This window comes from Brevundimonas vesicularis (assembly GCF_044807075.1).
GTDB classification, from domain to species: Bacteria; Pseudomonadota; Alphaproteobacteria; order Caulobacterales; family Caulobacteraceae; genus Brevundimonas; species Brevundimonas vesicularis_G.
In genome coordinates this window covers 2,179,345-2,196,558 of the sequence record NZ_CP085234.1, presented here as the reverse complement: position 1 = coordinate 2,196,558, position 17,214 = coordinate 2,179,345, and the positions used below count along the sequence as shown (strand labels likewise).

Sequence of the window (17,214 nt, the reverse complement as noted above, 5' to 3'; positions counted from 1 at the left end):
GTCTAGAGGCGATGACGCGGTCGGCGTTGTTTCCAGGGCTGTCATCGGCGTGCCTCGAGCTCTGATGCGAGGTCGACAAGCCAGGGTCCGGCGGCGCCGAGTCCCTGCCCGCTGATCTGCTGCCGATCAGCGGGCGACAGTGCGAGTGCTGACTGAAGGATGCCCGGCCATTGCTGCGCCTGCGGCCACTGCGCCAGGACGATCGAAGCGCCAAGTGTCGCCAACCGCTCGGCCTTCGCGACCTGCTCATTATAGGCGCGAGGCTCGGGAAGACAGACAAAGGGTTTATCGGCCGAAATCACCGCATTCAGCAGGCCGTCTCCCGCGCCTCCGACGATGACCTCCGCCTTGTCGATCTCGTCGCCGATGGCGTCGATCCAGCCCGCCAGCTTCAGGTTCGGCGGTATGACCGGCGGAGGCTCGATCGGCCCAACGCCGGTCCACATCTTCTCGGGCGTCGCCTCCGCAGCCGCCGCCAGCTTGGCGCCATCCAGCGGATCGCCACCTCGCCCATGAACGACCAGGACGCCTGATCCACGCTTCGGTCCCGAATAGCGTTGGGGGGCGAAGTAGTGCGTCTTGTCCCGCACCTCGCTGGCCCCCATCCCATCCAGCTGCTCATGGAAGGGCGCAAGCAAGGCTTCTGCGCCGCGGAAGGCGTCTAGATGCGCCGGGTCCGATCGATCCCCCGCGAGGCGGACATAGACCACAGGCGTCGCACACAGCCGGGCCAGCATCGCCATTTCGACCGACACATCGATAACAACCAGAGCCGGCTTGGCGTCGCTGATCCACTGAGCGAACCGGGCGGTTCGCGCGCGGACGCCCGCGTGATGATAGGGGGCGTAATGCAGCGCCTGAGGCCGGACAGGCGCTTCATCCTGGCCGGAGAAGCGGTCTCCCTTATGGGGTCTGTCATCGTCCAAATCCACGCAGGTGATGTCTCCTGTTCGCCCCTTCAGTCCCGTTCCAAGCAGGACAAATCGTCCGGGCGCAGCGGCGGCGATTTCCAGTGCGCGCTGGCGGTGGCCGTCGCCCTGGTGATGGACGTAATATCCGATCGGAGCCCTCACGCTGCGGCTCTCTCAAGGCCGTCGGCCCAACCTCGTAAATCCATATCGAGCGGCATGGCGGGCAGCTGGGCTTCCAATGCCGGCAGCCGCCTGGCGCTCGCCGCGTCGTGACGCTGATCCCGGCGCCACCTCGCCCGCTGCCGCCAATGCGAAAAGTCCGGCGCCATGATCGGACCGCCGTTCCGCGCCTGATCGAACAAGCGGGTCATAGCCTCCGCCATCCCCCCGGCGGCGCGGCCCGCCGTGCGTGCCGACACTCGGGTCCACACCGCCAAGGGATGCACAAGCCTGGCCCCCTGCGCTTGAGCGGCGATCACAAGCGCCCGATCCTCGCCCGTCGGCTGTTCCGGCACGCCGCCGGCTGACTGATAGGCCGCCGCCGTGATGGCGAGGCTGGCCCCGGTGTGATCGCCATGCCGAGGCGCCGGATCATGCGGCGAAGGGTCGATCTCGTCCTCGATCGCGCGAACTTCACGCCAGTAGGCGTCCCATAGTCGACGCAGAGCCGCGACATCCGCAGAGATCGGTTCCGCTTCATCCAGCACCAGCCGCCCGCCCACCAGATCCGCTCCTGACGCGATGCATGCGAGATTGGCGGCAAGCCAGTTCGGCGGCGGTCGCGTGTCGGCGTCCGTCGAGATCAGAACGCCATTGGATCGATCTCCGAGATGCTTGAGACCGACGGACATGGCCGCGCGCCGCGCCGCGCCGGCATGGGCGCGATGCTCAGGGAAGGTCTGCAGATCGACGACGATGTCCAGTCGATCCTTCCACCGATCGGCCGCTGCCTGCGCCTGAGGGAGTGAACCGTCCGTGGAGTTATTGATGCAGAGCGCGACCGAAATCCGGCCCGGAAGATCCTGCGCGGCCAGGGCGGCCAGAAGCACGGGAAGACGCCGTTCCTCATTCCGCACGGGCACGCAAACGCAGAAGGCAGGTTCGCCCGTCATGCGATCAGCCGATCTTCCAGCGCGTCATTGGCCTGCATCTGCCCTGCCGCGGCCGCCTGGATCATCTCGCCATAGAGCCCTTCATAGGCCGTGATCATCCGGCGCACATCGCAGGCCGCCTCGGCGCGCGCGCGGCAGGCCGACCGAGACAGGCCGACCGCCCGGACGATTGCGCGCGCCAGATCCTGCACATCGTCCGGGCGCGCCAGGGCGCCGCACTCGGATGTCAGAATCTCGGGAATGGCGCCCCGCGCGAAGGCGGCGACGGGCGTTCCGCACGCCAGCGCTTCGGCCACCACCAACCCATAGGGTTCGTCCCAGCGCGGCGTGCAGACGAAGGCGGCCGCCTGTCCGATCTCCTGCGAAAGCCTTTCGTGATCGAGGTGGCCGAGATAGGTGGTTTCGCGCGTCAACCTCGGAGCGATCTCGACATCGAAATAGGCTTGATCCAGGATCGGGCCTGCGAACCGCAGGGCGACACCCGCCAATGCCGCCGCGTCCAGCGCCAGATGCAGACCCTTCTCGGGCACGATCCGCCCATACCAGATCAAATGCCCAGGGTCGTCGTGACGCGCACGCCACGGAAAGCGCTCCAGGTCGATCCCGTTCAGAATGACCTGATCGATCGGCCGCACTGTGCTCCATTGTTCCCGCATCGCCTCGGAAACGCCGACAAACCGCGCGAAGGGCGCGCTCGCTTCGCGGATACCGCTTTCCAACCAGCAAAATGGCGGCGTGTGGAGCGTGGTGACCATCGGCATCGGCAAGGTCTCCGCCATCGAGACCGGCAGATAGTGCAGGCTGTTGTTGTGGATCAGGTCGAATTGGCTGCGGCGAAGACGGCCCATCAAGGACAGATAGGCGTGGTGCTCCCGAAAGAAGGCGACGTCGCCCGCTTCGGCGATCCCGACCTTGGCCATCTCCGTCTGATCGCAGATCGCCTCGAGGCCAAGCGCCGGGTCCGACCGGGTGGCTGCGAAGAGGGTGACGTCATGGCCGTTCAGCCGTAGCTGGCGACAGAGCAGATGGGTGTGCATCTCCAACCCGCCGGCGAAAGGCTCTGCGATCGGATATTTGAGATGTGCAATGACGCCGATGCGCATCCGTACCGCCGTGATAGACAACCCGATCCCCCTAGGATCGGTCCATGGCGTAAAGCCTGAAGGTAAAAGCTACGCCGCGGCTATTCGTTCCTGTGTGCGATAATGATCTCAAGCAGATGGGAGACGTTTGGCCTTTGGAGCCAGCAGAACCAAGCGGATTTGTTCGGAATGATCCGATGCAATCGCGCGAGCGCTGCGGAGCGGTCAGCCTTGGAGCGATAACCTGCCCGGCGACCCCGACGACCTGCATGACTTTCTTCTGAAGATGATGGATCACAGCCTTGTGGCTTTGTCTGACGTCACCGTCGCGGTCGTCCAGCACACCGACCTGAAGCGTGTGACGGAATGCGCTCGTCGTCTTACGCGAGCGCTTTGCCTTGAAACGCTGATTGGCGCGGCCATCCACCGACGGTGGCTGTGGCATTGGGGCGCAAGGACGCGGTAACACCGCTCGCTCAGTTGATCTGTGAACTCTACCTCCGTCTGGAAGCCGTCGCCCTGGCCGAAGACCACGCCTTCCGATGCCCTCTGACCCAATCGGAGCTGGCGGACATGCTGGGCATGTCGAGGGTCCATGTGAACCGCTCGCTCAAGGCCCTTCTTGATACGGGCTTGGTACGATGGCGGAATGGTCAGGTGTCGATCCACGACTAGACGGTGCTGACCGAGCGCGTCCCCTTCGACGGGGGGACTAACGTCTGCGTTCTCTCGACCGTGCTCGGAGCCATCGATCTGGGCTATCGCATAGTGGTGGTCAGCGACGGGGCCTTGCAGTTCGGCTGATCAGCCTCACGGTCACCTTCTGGCGCTCTACAGCGACCGCTTCAGTCTGCAGATCGAAATTGCCGAATGCAGAGAGGTGCTGGAGGCTTGGGTTGCATGACCGTCCATCCTCCCGTTTTACGCTATCAGATCCGCTACCGTGATGGCGGAGAGCCTGAGACCGTGATCTCAAACGACATGGCTTACGCCATGACCAGGCGTCTCAGCGCGCAAAAGCGCTGGGTCAGGCTGTCGCCCTGTGGTGCGATGGTCGGTGGATCGCCGACGTCGATTCAGCCCCGTCGTTCCTCTCGTTAGACTTGATCACAAAGCTCATCCATGCTGGCATCTATGTATTCGGCGCACCGGTCCGAGACCGGTGACGGGCTGATCTAGGTTCCGGACTCAATCGGCATCCACCAAGTGACGGCGGCGGCGATAAGCACGGCGGACAGGAAGTTGTCGGCCCGTTTGTCGTATCGGGTTGCGATGCGCCGGAAGTCCTTGATGCGGCAGAACATCCGTTCGACGGCGTTGCGGTGCCGATAGGCAACGGGGTCGTAGATGTGGGGATGTTTGCGCGTCGGGTTGGGCGGGATGACGGGTGCGCAGCCTCGTTCGGCGAGCCAGTCGCACAACTTGCGGGCGTCGTAGGCGCGGTCGGCCAGGAGCTTGCGAGGCGTCGGCACAATCCTGAGCAACGCCGCAGCTCCGACGAGGTCATGGGTGTTCCCAGCCGTCAGAACCAGGCTCGGGGCCGGCCCAGGTCGTCGGTCAGGGCGTGAATCTTCGTCGTCCGACCGCCACCGGAGGCTCCGATGGCGTTGTCGAAGGCCCCCGTTTTGCGCCCGCCGCCGAGCGGTGGGCTTTCACGTAGGTGGCGTCTATCGCGCCAGTGAACACGTCGCTCTTGCCGGTCAGGGCGTAGAAGATCTCGCTCCAAACGCCCTGTCGGCTCCAGCGATTGAAGCGGTTGTATACCGTCGTGTACGGCCCGTACTCGGTCGGACAGTCCCGCCATCGGGCGCCCGACCGCAGCATGTGGACGATCCCGCTGATCACCCGGCGATCATCTACACGCCGCGCGCCGCTACGGCCTCTCGGCAGATGCGGCTCGATCGCCGCCCACTCCACATCCGACAACCAGTAAACGGACTTCGACTTCGCCATCCGGAGCACCTCCGGAATCTTGGAATCAGCCTTCGCAGTCCAATGCAAGCTGATTGAGTACGGAGCCTAGGCCGCCTCGGCCGCGATCGCTTCTGCGAACGTTGGAGACCGCGGGCGATAGTGACAGCAGGCCATGCTCGCGAGAACGGCCTCATCCTTCAAAAGGATTCGTCCCCTCACGGTGCGTAGGGCGCCGGCGGCGCGAAGGCTCTGACACGCCTGATTGATGCTGGATCGGCGCAGGCTCAGCAAAGCTCCAATATTCGATTGTGACAGAGCGATCTCGAAGCCACTGGTAGCGCGATGAATATCCAGAAGAAAGCTGGCGACGCGAGAGATTGACCCATGCGACATGGCGCAATTCAAACGCGCCTCCATCAACTTCAGTCGCTTGACGCCGCCAGCAAGAAGAAATCGAACGCCTTCGTCACCCGCTTCCCGGCAGAAGGCCGCCACGGGCGCCCGGTAGACCAAGCCGTTCGACAGCCAAAGCCCCGGGCTTCCCCCTGCGATGTCGATCAGATCGCCCGCTGCAGCGACGCCGCAATGGGTCCCCCGCTTCCCGTCATCGAGAAGAAGACAGCCTTCGAGAACGACAGCGATCTCGCCTTCCGGACAATAGGGTGCGCCCGACGTAACGGCAGTGATCTCTCCAAGGCGCAGCGCGCGACTGCGACTGTCGAAGGAAAGCGTATCGAACGCCCGCCACAACGAAAGGATTTCCTCGCGCAGCTCTAGACATGGCGAGGTCTCGCCGGACGGTGTCGCTGGATCGAGCATGACCCATTCTGCCACACTTTCCGCGCGTTGCGCACTTACATGAGTTAACTGACACCCCGTCTTCGATCAGCTCGGTCGTTGTCCCTGCGCCAGGTCCTGCCCCTAGATCAGCGCCGGTCACAGGATTGTTGTCGGGGTCAAAGACTGTTCGGGCCGCGAAGGCCTGGACCGCGGCGGTGTGCAGTTCGCCCAGTGAAACGCTGGTGGAGCCGTCGCCGCCGTCCACAGCGCCCTGCTGTTCACGGTCGTCGATGAATTCCCATTGCTCCCCCTCATTCCAAGGTCCGCGGACATCGCCCTCTCCTTGGGACATGTTGTAGTATTTGTCAGCGAAGGCGGGCAGCCCGACCAATTTGCCCGCCGGGAAGTTCGGCTCCATGGCGTAGAGGGCCTTCTCGAAGGACTTCTGATGCGCCACTTCGCGCGTCATCAGGAAGTTCAAGGCGTCCTTCACGCCGGGATCGTCAGGCGTTCATAGTCGATTTTGGCCCCCGAATCGGCGGCGATGTTTGAGCGTAGATCGCAGGCGGGATCGCCGATCGAGTCGATGTAGGCGGCGGTCCACGGGACACCGGCGGAGTTGATGAGGGCAGGCGCGCCGCCATAGAGAATGGACGTCGTGTGGCTTTCACCGCCGCTGTTCAGCGAGGCGTACACATCCGCCTCTTGCATCGCGGCTTCAGCCATTTGGCCTTTCACGCCCCGGTTCAGCATGGACACGATCGAGCCGATGACCTCGAGGTGGCTCAACTCTTCCGAGGTGATGTCTAGCAGCAAGTCTTTGCGGCCCGGATCTTCATCCGCCAAAGCCTGTGTGAAGTAGCGCATGGCGGCGGCGACCGCGCCCTGCGGCCTTCCGAATCGCTCAAGCATCAGGGTGGCGAGACTCGGGTTCGGTTCGGATTGCCTGACCGTATACATCAGGCGCTTGTTGTGCATGAACATGGCTGGCTCCTTGGGTTGAAGTCGCGCTAACCGGGCCATTCCGAGTGCTCTTTCGAAGGTCGGTTTTCGGACCTTGAATCGTTTTACTGCCGAGCACGGACGTCGGTTGTGCCCGTTATTGGACACTAGGAACGGACAACTCCGAGCGGCTCTTGAACCTTCTTTCACAGGAGGTTTGATGTCCCTCATCGACAAGGCGCTCGCAGCCGTCACCCCACAGCCTGACGACGAGACGCGCAAGGCGGCGACGGAAAATGCCCGCGCCGCCTCCCAGGAAGGAGACTGGCTTTCGCTGGTGCTCGATCATCACGACGCTATCCGCGCCGCCTTCGCCAGCGGCCGAACGGCCAAGACCACCGTCGAAAAAAGCACGGCTCGCGATGCGCTCGCCGTCGTGCTGAACGGCCATGCGCTGGCCGAGGAGCTGGTCCTCTATCCCGCCCTCGGCCAGGCTGGCGAAAAGATGCACGCGGCCCACGCCTATCTCGAGCAGACGACCACGAAGGCTCAGATGGCTGAGCTTGAAAACATTGCGCCCTCGAAGCCCGCCTGGCTGGAAAAATGGGCCCACATCGAAGGCTCCGTTCTCACCCATATGTTCGAGGAAGAAAGCGATTGGTTCCTGACGCTGAAGGCGAAAGGCGACCACCAGGTCCGTCTGGCCTCGCGTTACGCCGAAGAGTTCGAACGCTACGCTGGCGCGGCCCAGTCTCGAGCCGCCTGATCCCGACCGTCCAACATCAAGGAAGCATCGACGATGTCCGCCCCCCTCTCAACCGACGCCGATGTGCAATCGCCGGCCTTCAACGACAAGGATGATGTAGAGGGCGCCTACGACGCCACCAGCATCCGCGCCGTCATGATCAATCGGCCGCGTCAGGCGCTGTATGACTACTGGCGCGATTTCAGAAACCTGCCTCGCTTCATGGAGAACTTGAAGTCTGTCGATCTTCTCGATGACGTTCGGTCCAGCTGGACCGTCGCAGGCCCCGCCGGTGCGGAAATCGAACTCGTCAGCGAGATCACCGAAGATCGTCCCGGTGAATACATCGCTTGGCGCTCCACCGAAGACAGCGACGTCGATCACGAGGGCTGGATCGAGTTTCGCGACAACGCCTTCGGCCGAGGCACCGAGGTCCGTGTCCTGATCAGCTACGACCCGCCGGCGGGCGCCGTCGGTAAACTGGTCGCCAAGGTGATGCAGCGCGAGCCCCGGGTCCAGGCCCGGCGCGAGCTGCGACGTTTCAAACAGCTGATGGAGACGGGCGAAATCTCGACGTCTAAGGCTCCCGACGCGGCGCCGCGCGCCGACCGTCATTTCTGATCCAGGAAGGAATTCCCATGCGCGCCCTGACTTGGCACGGCAAACACAATGTTCAGGTGGACACGGTCCCCGATCCTCAGATCGTCAATCCCCGCGATGCGATCATCAAGATTACGGCGACCGCCATCTGCGGATCAGACCTGCACCTCTACGACAGCGTGATCCCCGGCATGTCCAATGGCGACATCCTCGGCCATGAGTTCATGGGCGAGGTCGTCGAGATCGGCCGGGGCAACACGAGCCTTCAGGTTGGCCAGAAGGTCGTCGTCCCCTTCGTGATCGCCTGCGGCTCGTGTTTCCATTGCGGCAAGCAGCAGTTCTCGGCCTGTGACAACTCCAATCCCGCCGACAAGTCCGACGCATCCGAGATCGCCTACGGTTACCCGGCCGCCGGGCTGTTCGGCTATTCACACCTGACCGGCGGCTATGCGGGCGGCCAGGCGGAATATGTCCGCGTCCCCTATTCCGACGTCGGCCCGATCGTGGTGCCGGACGGGATCGAGGATGAGCGGGTCCTGTTCCTGTCCGACATCTTCCCCACAGGTTGGATGGCGGCTGAGAACGCGGAGATCGAGCCCGGCGACACGGTGGCGATCTGGGGCTGTGGCCCCGTCGGCCTGTTCGCGATCAAGAGCGCCAGATTGATGGGCGCCGGCCGCATCATCGCCATCGACCATCATCCACGCCGACTGGAGCTCGCCAAGGCGAACGGCGCGGAAGTCCTCAACTATCATGAGGTCAAGGTTCGAGAAGCCCTGATGGAGATGACCGCCGGCATCGGGCCGGACGCCTGCATCGACGCGGTCGGTATGGAGGCGCATGGATTCTCTCCGGACAACATCATCGATGCGGTGAAGCAGGAAACCAAGCTGGGCACGGATCGCCAACATGTCCTGCGCGAGACGATTATGGCGTGTCGCAAGGGCGGCCGCGTTTCGATTCCCGGCGTGTATGGCGGGATCGGCGACAAGCTGCCGATCGGCGCCCTCATGCAGAAGGGTCTGACGATCAAGACCGGCCAGACCCATGTGCAGAAATATCTGCCGCAGCTCCTTGAGTTGGTCATGGACGGCAAGATCGACACGACGGATCTGATCAGCCACCGTCTCCCGCTTGAGCAGGCGCCAGAGGCCTACAAGAACTTCCATGATAATCCGAACGAATGGACGAAGGTTGTGCTGAAGCCGCACGGCTGATCAACGGCCTTCGTTTGAGACCCAATGCCGTGGAGACAACGGGCAGCCAGACGCCTGAGCGCACCACGGTCGGAGCCCGTGGTTGTTTTCAGGATGTCTGGCAGGAACAGGACAGGTTCGGCGAGCCTTTGGGTAAGCCATGACGCATAACTCGCTGCTCGCCGAACGCCTCAGATCCGGTTTCAGCCCGCCGGCCACATCAGACGCTGACGGGAGCGCCGTCTGTGGGCAATGCTGAGCAGGTCGTAACGCTTCTCGGCGACTCTCTAACCGCCGGCTACGGCCTTAAGCCGGCCGAAAGCTTGCCGCGACAACTCGCGGCGCAACTAGCGACCGAAACGCCACCGGTTCGCGTCATCGGCGCTGGCGTGTCCGGCGACACGACAACGGACGGCCTGAGACGGGTCGATCGGGACGTACCGGCCCAAACGGATCTTTGCGTCGTCGCCCTGGGCGCCAACGACATGATGCAACTGGTCCCTGCCGCTCATGTCAGGGATAATCTGCTGTCGATCATCGACAAACTCCAGCAGCGCAACATCCCCGTTTTGCTGTGCGGCATGCGGGCGCCGCTCTGGTTCGGCGCCTACGCCTGGGCGTTCGACGCCGTCTATCCCGAGGTCGCTCGCACGGCGAACGTGCCCCTGATGCCGTTCCTGATGGACGGTGTTGCGTTGCACCCGGCCTATGTCCTGCCGGACCGAATCCATCCCAACGCCGCCGGCGTGGGAAAGATGACTGACGCCCTCGCACCCCCTGTGCGCGCCGCCTTGGCGGCCTTGCGGACACGGTGACCGGATGCGGCTGGCCACCTTCAACATCAATGGCGTCAATCGTCGCCTGCCCAATCTGCTCGCCTGGCTTGAACAGGCCCAGCCGGACGTGGTCTGCCTTCAGGAGCTGAAGGCGACCGACAGCCAATTTCCGAATGCCGAGATCAAGGCGGCCGGCTACGCGGCGGCCTGGGTTGGCGAACAGCGCTGGAACGGCGTCGCCATCCTGAGCCGCATCGGCGAGCCGGTCGTCACCCGACGCCGGTTGCCCGGCGACGCCGACGACCGCCAGGCCCGTTATATCGAAGCGGCGGTCAATGGCGTGTTGATCGGCTGCCTCTATCTGCCTAACGGCAATCCCAGGCCCGGGCCCAAGTTCGACTACAAGCTCGCCTGGGCCCGACGGCTCACCGCTCACGCGGCGTCGCTATATTCGACCGAGGCGCCGGTCATTCTCTGCGGCGACTACAATGTCGTCCCGACCGACGCCGACATCTATAATACCCGCTCATGGAAAACCGACGCCCTGCTCCAACCCGAGAGCCGAGCCGCCTTCCAGACCCTGCTCGACCAAGGCTGGACCGACGCCCTGCGCGAGCGCTTCCCGCACGATCCGCCGCCCTGGACCTTCTGGTCCTATTTCCGGGAGGCCTGGTCCCGCGACGCGGGTCTGCGGATCGACCACCTGCTGCTCAACGGACTTGCAGCCGAACGCCTGACCGACGCCGGGGTCGATCGCGCGGTCCGCGGCGTCGAGGGCGCCAGCGACCATGCCCCGGTCTGGATCGACCTCGCTGACTAAGCCGATCCGGACCCTTCCATGCCAGCCGGCCGCGCCATCGATCGTCAGGCGGCCAGGGTCCGGAAGGTGATGGAATAGCGCAAGGCCGTCATCGGCGTGATCGAATGCTCCCAGTCCGCGCGCGCCTCCCCCGACAACCGATAGGCCGAGCCGCACGCCAGCGGCGCATTTCGACGCAGAAAGCCTGCGCCCTCGCGACGGCGCAGCCGCATCACGCAGGGCGCCAGCAGGGAAAGGCCCAGGATCTCGCCGTAGACGGGGCGGTCGCGATGCCAGCCGATGCCGGCGCCCGACGCATATTCATTGACCAGAACCTGGACAAAGGCCGCGCCGTCAAGATCGAGCCGGCCCGCCAAGCGCGCCAGCAAGTGCGAGAGGAACTCCGGCCATCCCGCGCCGTCGGCTGCTCGATCAAAGGCCGCGATCCGGCGATGGCCAAGGTAGCCCAGATGCTCATAGGGCTTGAACGCGAGGGTCTGGAGCGCAGCGACCAGCGCGGCCTGTTCGGGCGCCGACAGGACGTCGACCCAATAGTCGAACCCCGCCACGACCGGCTCAAGGGAAGGCGCCACTCCGAACAGGTCGATCTGCGCGGGTCTAATCACGACAGGGCCAGTTGGTTCGCGGCCGCACCCGTCGTCTCCAGATTGGACAGGCTGACCCCGACCAGCCGCACACCCCGAGTCGGCGGATAGAGGGAGCGGACTAGCAGCCGACTGACGTCGCGCAAGGCCTCGCGGGAGGCCACGGGCTCGGACAGGGACCGGCTGCGGGTCGACTGCTGGAAGTCGGCCCATTTGACCTTGACGGTGACGGTCCGTCCGCGACTGCCCGCCGTCTCGCACCAGACCCAGACCTCGTCGGCCATGGCCGCCACCCCGGCCTCGATCGCCTCGGGCTCGGTGAGGTCGGAGGCGAAGGTGGTTTCCGAGCCGCTCGATTTGCGGGTCCGGTGCGGATTGACCGGCCGATCGTCCTCGCCACGGGCAATGGCGTAGTACCAAGGCCCGGACTTGCCGAAATGATGCTGGAGAAAGGCCAGGGACTGACGGCGCAGATCCGCGCCGGTACGGATTTCCAGTCGCTCCATCTTGGCGGCCGTCACCGGGCCGACGCCATGGAAGCGCCTGACCGGCAAATCCTCGACGAAGGCCTCGCCGCGCCCTGGCGCCACAACGAACTGGCCGTTCGGCTTGTTCTGGTCCGACGCCAGCTTGGCCAGAAACTTGTTGTACGAAATCCCGGCCGAGGCCGTCAGGCCGGTCTCTTCGAGAATCCGCCGCCGAATCGCCTCCGCCGTCGCCGAGGCGGTCCCCAGGCCGCGCCGATCTGAAGTCACATCGAGATAAGCCTCGTCCAGCGACAAGGGTTCGATCAGGTCGGTGTAGTCGGCGAAGATCGCATGGATCTGCGCCGAGACCGCGCGATAGACCTCGAAGCGCGGCGGGGCGAAGACGAGGTCCGGGCATTTGCGCAGGGCGGTTGTGGAGGGCATGGCCGAGCGCACCCCGAACCGCCGCGCCTCATAGCTGGCGGCGGCGACCACGCCGCGCGCCGCCGCGTGCCCCACCGCCACCGGCCGTCCGCGCAGGGCCGGATCGTCCCTCTGTTCGACGGAGGCGAAGAAGGCGTCCATGTCCACATGGACGATCTTGCGGGTGGCGACGCCAGACATGCGCCGTGCATATCAAGACCAGAACAAAAAGAAAACATTTGTCCAAGGCGACGCTTGCCAACGGGTTCGCCCGGGTGCTGTCCGGAAGACCAAACCCCTGCTCAATCCTGATGTCCTACGTCGAGCTTCAAGCCACTTCGCACTTCTCCTTCCTGCGCGGCGCCAGCAGTTGCGAGCGGCTGTTCGAACAGGCGCGGCTGTTCGGGCTCAAGGCCCTGGCCATCGTCGATCGCAACTCCCTGGCCGGGATCGTGCGCGCCCATGAGGCGGCCAAGGCCTCCGGCGTGCGGTTGATCGTCGGCTGCCGGCTTGATCTGATCGATGGGACGGGGGTGCTCGTCTATCCGACCGACCGGCCGGCCTATTCCCGACTGACGCGCCTGCTCTCTCTGGGCAAGCGCCGCGCCGGCAAGGCCAGATGCCATCTCGACTGGTCGGACCTGAAGGACTGGTCGGAGGGCCTGATCGCCATCCTGGTTCCTGACGAGGCGGACGAAGCCTGCGCCGCCAATCTGCGACGGCTGAAGGCGACCTTTCCCGCGGGCGCCTATCTCGCCCTGACGCTGCGACGACGCCCCGGCGATGCGCTGCGGCTGCACGACCTGTCGAGCCTCGCCGTCCAGGCGGGCGTGCCGGCCGTCGTGACCAATGACGTCCTCTTCCACCACCCGGACCAACGCCTGCTGCAGGATGTGGTCACCTGCGTCCGGCACGCCTGTACGATCGACGAACTGGGTTTCCGGCGCGAACGCCATGCGGATCGCTATCTGAAGCCGCCCCACGAGATGCACCGCCTGTTCAAGGCCTATCCCGAGGCGCTTGCCCGCTCGGGCGAGATCGCCGACCGCTGTCGGTTCTCGCTGGACGAGCTGGCCTATCAATACCCCGACGAGGTCTCGACGCCGGGCATGACCCCGCAGCAGACGCTGGAACAGCTGACCTGGGCCGGAGCCGCCGACCGCTATCCGGAAGGGCTGCCGGACAAAGTGCGCAAGACCCTTCGGCACGAACTCGATCTGATCGGCCAGCTCGACTACGCCCCCTATTTCCTGACGGTCCATTCGATCGTCCGGTTCGCCCGCAGCCAGGACATCCTGTGCCAGGGACGCGGCTCGGCCGCCAACTCCGCCGTCTGTTACGTCTTGGGCATCACTTCGATCGACCCGGGCCGCAATGATCTGCTGTTCGAGCGCTTCGTCAGCCAGGAGCGCCGCGAGCCGCCGGACATCGATGTCGATTTCGAGCACGAGCGGCGCGAGATCGTCATGCAGTGGATCTTCGAGACCTACGGCCGCAACCATGCGGCCCTGTGTTCGGTCGTCACTCGCTATCGTTCGCGCGGCGCCCTGCGCGATGTCGGTAAGGCGCTGGGCCTCAGCGAGGACCTGATCAAGACCCTGTCGTCCCAGGTCTGGAGCTATTCCAGCGAGGGCGTCGAGGACAAACATGTCGCGGACCTGAACCTCAATCTGGAGGATCGGCGGCTTCGCCTGGCGCTGGAGCTGTCGCGCCAGCTGATCGGCGCCCCGCGCCACCTCAGCCAGCACCCCGGCGGCTTTGTCCTGACCCACGACCGCCTGGACGACCTGGTCCCGATCGAGCCGGCGGCGATGAAAGACCGCCAGGTCATTGAATGGGACAAGGACGACATCGACGTCCTGAAGTTCATGAAGGTCGATGTGCTGGCGCTCGGCATGCTCAGCTGCATGAAGCGTGGCTTCGACCTCCTGGCCGAGCACAAGGGAATCGCGCTGGACCTCGCCACCATTCCGGCCGAAGACCCCAAGACCTATGCGATGATCCGCAAGGCCGACACGCTCGGGGTCTTCCAGATCGAGAGCCGGGCCCAGATGGCCATGCTCCCGCGCATCAAGCCCCGCACCTTCTACGACCTGGTCATCGAGGTCGCCATCGTCCGTCCCGGGCCGATCCAGGGCGACATGGTCCATCCCTATCTGCGCCGCAGAGAGGGCAAGGAGGACGTCGTCTATCCCAAGCCCGAGCTGGAGAAGGTGCTGGGCAAGACCCTGGGCGTGCCCCTGTTCCAGGAACAGGCGATGCGGGTCGCGATCGAATGCGCCGGCTTCACCGCTTCGGAAGCTGATCAGCTTCGCCGGGCCATGGCGACCTTCAAGTTCACCGGCGGGGTCAGCCATTTCAAGGAAAAGCTGATCAGCGGCATGGTTGAGCGTGGCTACGACGCCTCCTTCGCCGAGAAGACCTTCAGCCAGCTTGAGGGCTTCGGCTCCTACGGCTTTCCGGAAAGCCACGCGGCCTCCTTCGCCCTGATCGCCTATGCATCCTCCTGGCTCAAATGCCATCACCCGGATGTCTTCTGCGCCGCGCTGCTGAACGCCCAGCCCATGGGCTTCTATGCCCCGGCGCAGATCGTCCGTGACGCCCAACAGCACGGCGTCGAGATACGGCCTGTCTGCGTCAACGCCAGCCGCTGGGACTGCACCCTGGAGCCGGCGGGCGACGATAGTCGCTTGGCCGTCCGCCTGGGCCTTCGCATGGTCCGCGGCCTGGTGAACGGCGACGCCGCCCGCCTCCTGGCGGCGCGGACGGACGGCACCTTCCGCTCGGTCGATGACCTGTGGCGACGCGCCGGCGCCCAAGTCGCCAGCCTTGTCCGCCTGGCGGAGGCGGACGCCTTCCGCCCGGCGCTCGACCTCGACCGCCGCGACGCGCTGTGGGCCATCAAGGGTCTGCGCGACGAGCCTCTGCCCCTCTTCGCCGCCGCCGACGCCCGCGACCCGCAACCCGAAATCTCGGAACCCGATCCGGGCCTGAAGCCGATGACGCCCGGACGGGAAGTGGTCGAGGACTACAGCCACATCGGCCTGACCCTGCGCGACCATCCGCTGAGCTTCCTGCGCGGCGATCTGCAGTCACGCCACGTCATGACCTGCGCCGACGGGACCGCCATGCGCGACGGCCGGCTGACGCGCGTGGCAGGCCTCGTGCTGGTCCGTCAGAAGCCCGGCAGCGCCAAGGGGGTCATGTTCATCACCATCGAGGACGAGACCGGCGTGGCCAATCTGGTGATCTGGCCGAGCCTCTACGAACGGCAGCGCCGCATCGTGCTGTCGGCCTCCATGCTCGTCGTCGACGGCAAGGTTCAGCGTGAGGGCGACGTCGTCCACATCGTCGCGACCCAACTTCACGACGGGTCCGCCCTGCTCGCCGCGGTCGGGGATCGGGGCGAGGCCTTCCCCCTGCGCCACGGGCGCGGCGACGAATTCCATCGCGGCGGGTCGCCTGACGTGACCCTGACGTGACCCCCGTTTCTCATCCAGCCATAACGAGAGTCCTAGGTTGATCTGAGCTGTGATCGGCTGGGTTGGCAAGAGGCCGGTCTGCGCAGCCATCAACCAGCGCAGCAGGCCGGCCGATGTGTCCGGTGAGCGCTTCTGCATAAGCCTGCGGCGTCAGCCACCCGAGCTTCGAGTGCGGACGCTGCTCGTTGTAATCGCGTCGCCACGCCTCCAGCACGGCGCGAGCGTGCGGCAGCGAGCGGAACAGCGTCTCGTTCAGCAGCTCGTCACGCAGCCGCCCGTTGAAGCTTTCGTTGAAGCCGTTCTGCTGGGGCTTGCCCGGCGCGATGTAGTGCCAGCCGACGCCGGTGTCGTCGGCCCAGGCCAGGACCGCGTTCGAGGTGTACTCCGTGCCGTTGTCGCTGACGATGGTGTCGGGCCGCCCTCGCTGCCGGATGACGGCGTCCAACTCCCGCACGACCCGCGCGCCCGACAGCGAGGTGTCGGCCACCAGCGCCAGGCACTCGCGCGTACAGTTATCGATCACCGTCAGGATGCGGAAGCGCCGCCCGTCCGTCAGCTGGTCTGCGACGAAGTCCAGCGACCAGCGCTGGTTGGGCGCCAGCGGCAGGTCCAGCGGTCGCCGCGTGCCCATCGCTCGCTTCCGGCCGCCGCGCCGGCGCACCGTCAGTTGCTCGTCGCGATAGATCCGCTGGACCCGTTTCCTGTTGACCGCATGGCCCTCGCGCCGCAGCAGCACGTGCAGGCGACGATAGCCGAACCGTCGACGTTCCTGGGCCAGGGCCTTCAGCCGGTCGCGCAGAGCGCCGTCGTCCGGGCGCGTCGCCTGATAGCGCACGCTCGTCCGATCGACGCCCAGAACACGGCACGCCCGCCTTTCGCTCATCTCGTAGGCGGCCTGCAGATGGCCAGCCGCCTCGCGATAGCCGGCGGGCGTCACCACTTTTTTCCCAGCAGGTCCTTCAGGGCCACGTTGTCCAGCATCGCGTCCGCCAGCATCCGCTTCAGCCGGGCGTTCTCATCCTCGAGCGCCTTGAGCCGCCGAGCCTCCGACACGTCGAGCCCGCCAAACTTGGCCTTCCATTTGTAAAAGGTCGCCGAGCTGACCCCGTGGCGTCGGCACACCTCCGCCGTCGCTACACCGGCCTCCTGCTCCCGCAGGATCCCGATGATCTGCTCTTCCGTGAACCTCGATCGCTTCATTCTGTCCGTCCTTCGTTGGGCGGACTCTAGCTATTCCTGGAGGAGTTTCAGGGGGTCACGTCACGCCCGATGCGCGAGACGCGCCCCCTCGCGCGATCAAGGTTCGGGACATCTACATTCCCGATCTTCATCTCGACACGATCAAGCCGAAGGCGCGGGACTTTCGGTAGTCGGCCTGCG

Annotated in this window: 15 protein-coding genes and 2 pseudogenes; 8 read left to right on the top strand and 9 right to left on the bottom strand. The window is 65.1% G+C overall.

Annotated elements, in window-relative coordinates; genetic code table 11:
- Positions 1–41 precede the first annotated feature (41 nt).
- The 3 genes from LG306_RS10950 to LG306_RS10940 are packed head-to-tail and all read right to left on the bottom strand — an operon-like array spanning position 42 to position 3,126.
- Positions 42–1,073, bottom strand: a complete 1,032-nt coding sequence (locus tag LG306_RS10950) for a glycosyltransferase (RefSeq protein WP_404414384.1) — start codon at positions 1,071–1,073, stop codon at positions 42–44.
- Positions 1,070–2,023 (bottom strand): glycosyltransferase, encoded by a 954-nt coding sequence (locus tag LG306_RS10945; RefSeq protein WP_404414382.1) that lies wholly within the window; start codon positions 2,021–2,023, stop codon positions 1,070–1,072. Before LG306_RS10945 ends, LG306_RS10950 begins: the two co-directional genes overlap by 4 nt.
- Complete coding sequence (locus LG306_RS10940) at positions 2,020–3,126, bottom strand: glycosyltransferase (RefSeq protein ID WP_404414380.1); 1,107 nt, start codon at positions 3,124–3,126, stop codon at positions 2,020–2,022. Before LG306_RS10940 ends, LG306_RS10945 begins: the two co-directional genes overlap by 4 nt.
- Before the next feature lie 423 nt (positions 3,127–3,549).
- Here LG306_RS10940 and LG306_RS10935 point away from each other — a divergent pair, with 423 nt between their 5' ends.
- Together LG306_RS10935 and LG306_RS10930 are read left to right on the top strand one after the other, a co-directional pair.
- Positions 3,550–3,780, top strand: a complete 231-nt coding sequence (locus LG306_RS10935; protein WP_404414378.1) for a Crp/Fnr family transcriptional regulator — start codon at positions 3,550–3,552, stop codon at positions 3,778–3,780.
- Positions 3,781–3,783: 3 nt separating this feature from the next.
- On the top strand, positions 3,784–3,909 hold the full coding sequence (locus tag LG306_RS10930; RefSeq protein WP_404414376.1) for an isochorismatase family protein: 126 nt from the start codon (positions 3,784–3,786) through the stop codon (positions 3,907–3,909).
- A 371-nt stretch (positions 3,910–4,280) separates the two neighbouring features.
- Here LG306_RS10930 and LG306_RS10925 read toward each other — a convergent pair.
- From LG306_RS10925 to LG306_RS10915, 3 genes and pseudogenes are all read right to left on the bottom strand, one after another.
- Positions 4,281–5,058, bottom strand: a pseudogene (locus LG306_RS10925) (IS5 family transposase).
- A 66-nt stretch (positions 5,059–5,124) separates the two neighbouring features.
- Positions 5,125–5,838 carry a Crp/Fnr family transcriptional regulator gene (locus tag LG306_RS10920; RefSeq protein WP_404414374.1) on the bottom strand — a complete coding sequence of 238 codons (714 nt, stop codon included), beginning with the start codon at positions 5,836–5,838 and terminating at the stop codon, positions 5,125–5,127.
- Between the two features lie 163 nt (positions 5,839–6,001).
- Positions 6,002–6,759 (bottom strand): annotated as a pseudogene (locus LG306_RS10915) (manganese catalase family protein); the annotation flags it as partial.
- 202 nt (positions 6,760–6,961) lie between these two features.
- Between LG306_RS10915 and LG306_RS10910 the strand changes: the two are divergent.
- The 5 genes from LG306_RS10910 to LG306_RS10890 all read left to right on the top strand — a co-directional run bounded on the left by LG306_RS10910 (position 6,962) and on the right by LG306_RS10890 (position 10,878).
- Positions 6,962–7,507, top strand: a complete 546-nt coding sequence (locus LG306_RS10910; protein WP_404414372.1) for a hemerythrin domain-containing protein — start codon at positions 6,962–6,964, stop codon at positions 7,505–7,507.
- A 33-nt stretch (positions 7,508–7,540) separates the two neighbouring features.
- Positions 7,541–8,107, top strand: a complete 567-nt coding sequence (locus LG306_RS10905; protein ID WP_404414370.1) for an SRPBCC family protein — start codon at positions 7,541–7,543, stop codon at positions 8,105–8,107.
- A gap of 17 nt (positions 8,108–8,124) precedes the next feature.
- Complete coding sequence (locus LG306_RS10900) at positions 8,125–9,303, top strand: zinc-dependent alcohol dehydrogenase (RefSeq protein ID WP_137722467.1); 1,179 nt, start codon at positions 8,125–8,127, stop codon at positions 9,301–9,303.
- Positions 9,304–9,527: 224 nt separating this feature from the next.
- Positions 9,528–10,097, top strand: coding sequence for an arylesterase (locus LG306_RS10895; RefSeq protein ID WP_404414368.1), 570 nt, complete (start codon positions 9,528–9,530; stop codon positions 10,095–10,097).
- A 4-nt stretch (positions 10,098–10,101) separates the two neighbouring features.
- The gene (locus LG306_RS10890) at positions 10,102–10,878 is read left to right on the top strand and encodes an exodeoxyribonuclease III (protein WP_404414366.1); all 777 of its coding nucleotides are present in this window, start codon (positions 10,102–10,104) and stop codon (positions 10,876–10,878) included.
- 44 nt (positions 10,879–10,922) lie between these two features.
- On the opposite strand, the gene LG306_RS10885 is transcribed toward LG306_RS10890, so the two are convergent.
- Complete coding sequence (locus tag LG306_RS10885) at positions 10,923–11,450, bottom strand: alpha-ketoglutarate-dependent dioxygenase AlkB (RefSeq protein ID WP_404414364.1); 528 nt, start codon at positions 11,448–11,450, stop codon at positions 10,923–10,925.
- A gap of 29 nt (positions 11,451–11,479) precedes the next feature.
- Complete coding sequence (gene dinB, locus LG306_RS10880; RefSeq protein ID WP_404414362.1) at positions 11,480–12,553, bottom strand: DNA polymerase IV; 1,074 nt, start codon at positions 12,551–12,553, stop codon at positions 11,480–11,482.
- A gap of 110 nt (positions 12,554–12,663) precedes the next feature.
- Here dinB and LG306_RS10875 point away from each other — a divergent pair, with 110 nt between their 5' ends.
- Complete coding sequence (locus tag LG306_RS10875) at positions 12,664–15,834, top strand: error-prone DNA polymerase (protein ID WP_404419711.1); 3,171 nt, start codon at positions 12,664–12,666, stop codon at positions 15,832–15,834.
- 10 nt (positions 15,835–15,844) lie between these two features.
- Here the strand turns inward: LG306_RS10875 and LG306_RS10870 are convergent.
- Positions 15,845–17,034, bottom strand: a protein-coding gene (locus LG306_RS10870) for an IS3 family transposase (RefSeq protein WP_165906610.1) whose coding sequence is annotated in 2 segments (ribosomal slippage) — positions 15,845–16,782 and positions 16,782–17,034 — 1,191 coding nt in all. Because the reading frame shifts where the segments join, the coding sequence is not laid out codon by codon here.
- Between the last annotated feature and the right edge of the window lie 180 nt (positions 17,035–17,214).

What these genes read in the sequence shown, in the direction of transcription:
- LG306_RS10890 (WP_404414366.1), top strand. Translation starts at nt 10,102, where the DNA reads ATGCGGCTGGCCACCTTCAACATCAATGGCGTCAATCGTCGCCTGCCC.
- LG306_RS10940 (WP_404414380.1), bottom strand. Translation starts at nt 3,126, where the DNA reads ATGCGCATCGGCGTCATTGCACATCTCAAATATCCGATCGCAGAGCCT.
- LG306_RS10910 (WP_404414372.1), top strand. Translation starts at nt 6,962, where the DNA reads ATGTCCCTCATCGACAAGGCGCTCGCAGCCGTCACCCCACAGCCTGAC.
- LG306_RS10875 (WP_404419711.1), top strand. Translation starts at nt 12,664, where the DNA reads ATGTCCTACGTCGAGCTTCAAGCCACTTCGCACTTCTCCTTCCTGCGC.
- dinB (WP_404414362.1), bottom strand. Translation starts at nt 12,553, where the DNA reads ATGTCTGGCGTCGCCACCCGCAAGATCGTCCATGTGGACATGGACGCC.
- LG306_RS10905 (WP_404414370.1), top strand. Translation starts at nt 7,541, where the DNA reads ATGTCCGCCCCCCTCTCAACCGACGCCGATGTGCAATCGCCGGCCTTC.
- LG306_RS10920 (WP_404414374.1), bottom strand. Translation starts at nt 5,838, where the DNA reads ATGCTCGATCCAGCGACACCGTCCGGCGAGACCTCGCCATGTCTAGAG.
- LG306_RS10900 (WP_137722467.1), top strand. Translation starts at nt 8,125, where the DNA reads ATGCGCGCCCTGACTTGGCACGGCAAACACAATGTTCAGGTGGACACG.
- LG306_RS10945 (WP_404414382.1), bottom strand. Translation starts at nt 2,023, where the DNA reads ATGACGGGCGAACCTGCCTTCTGCGTTTGCGTGCCCGTGCGGAATGAG.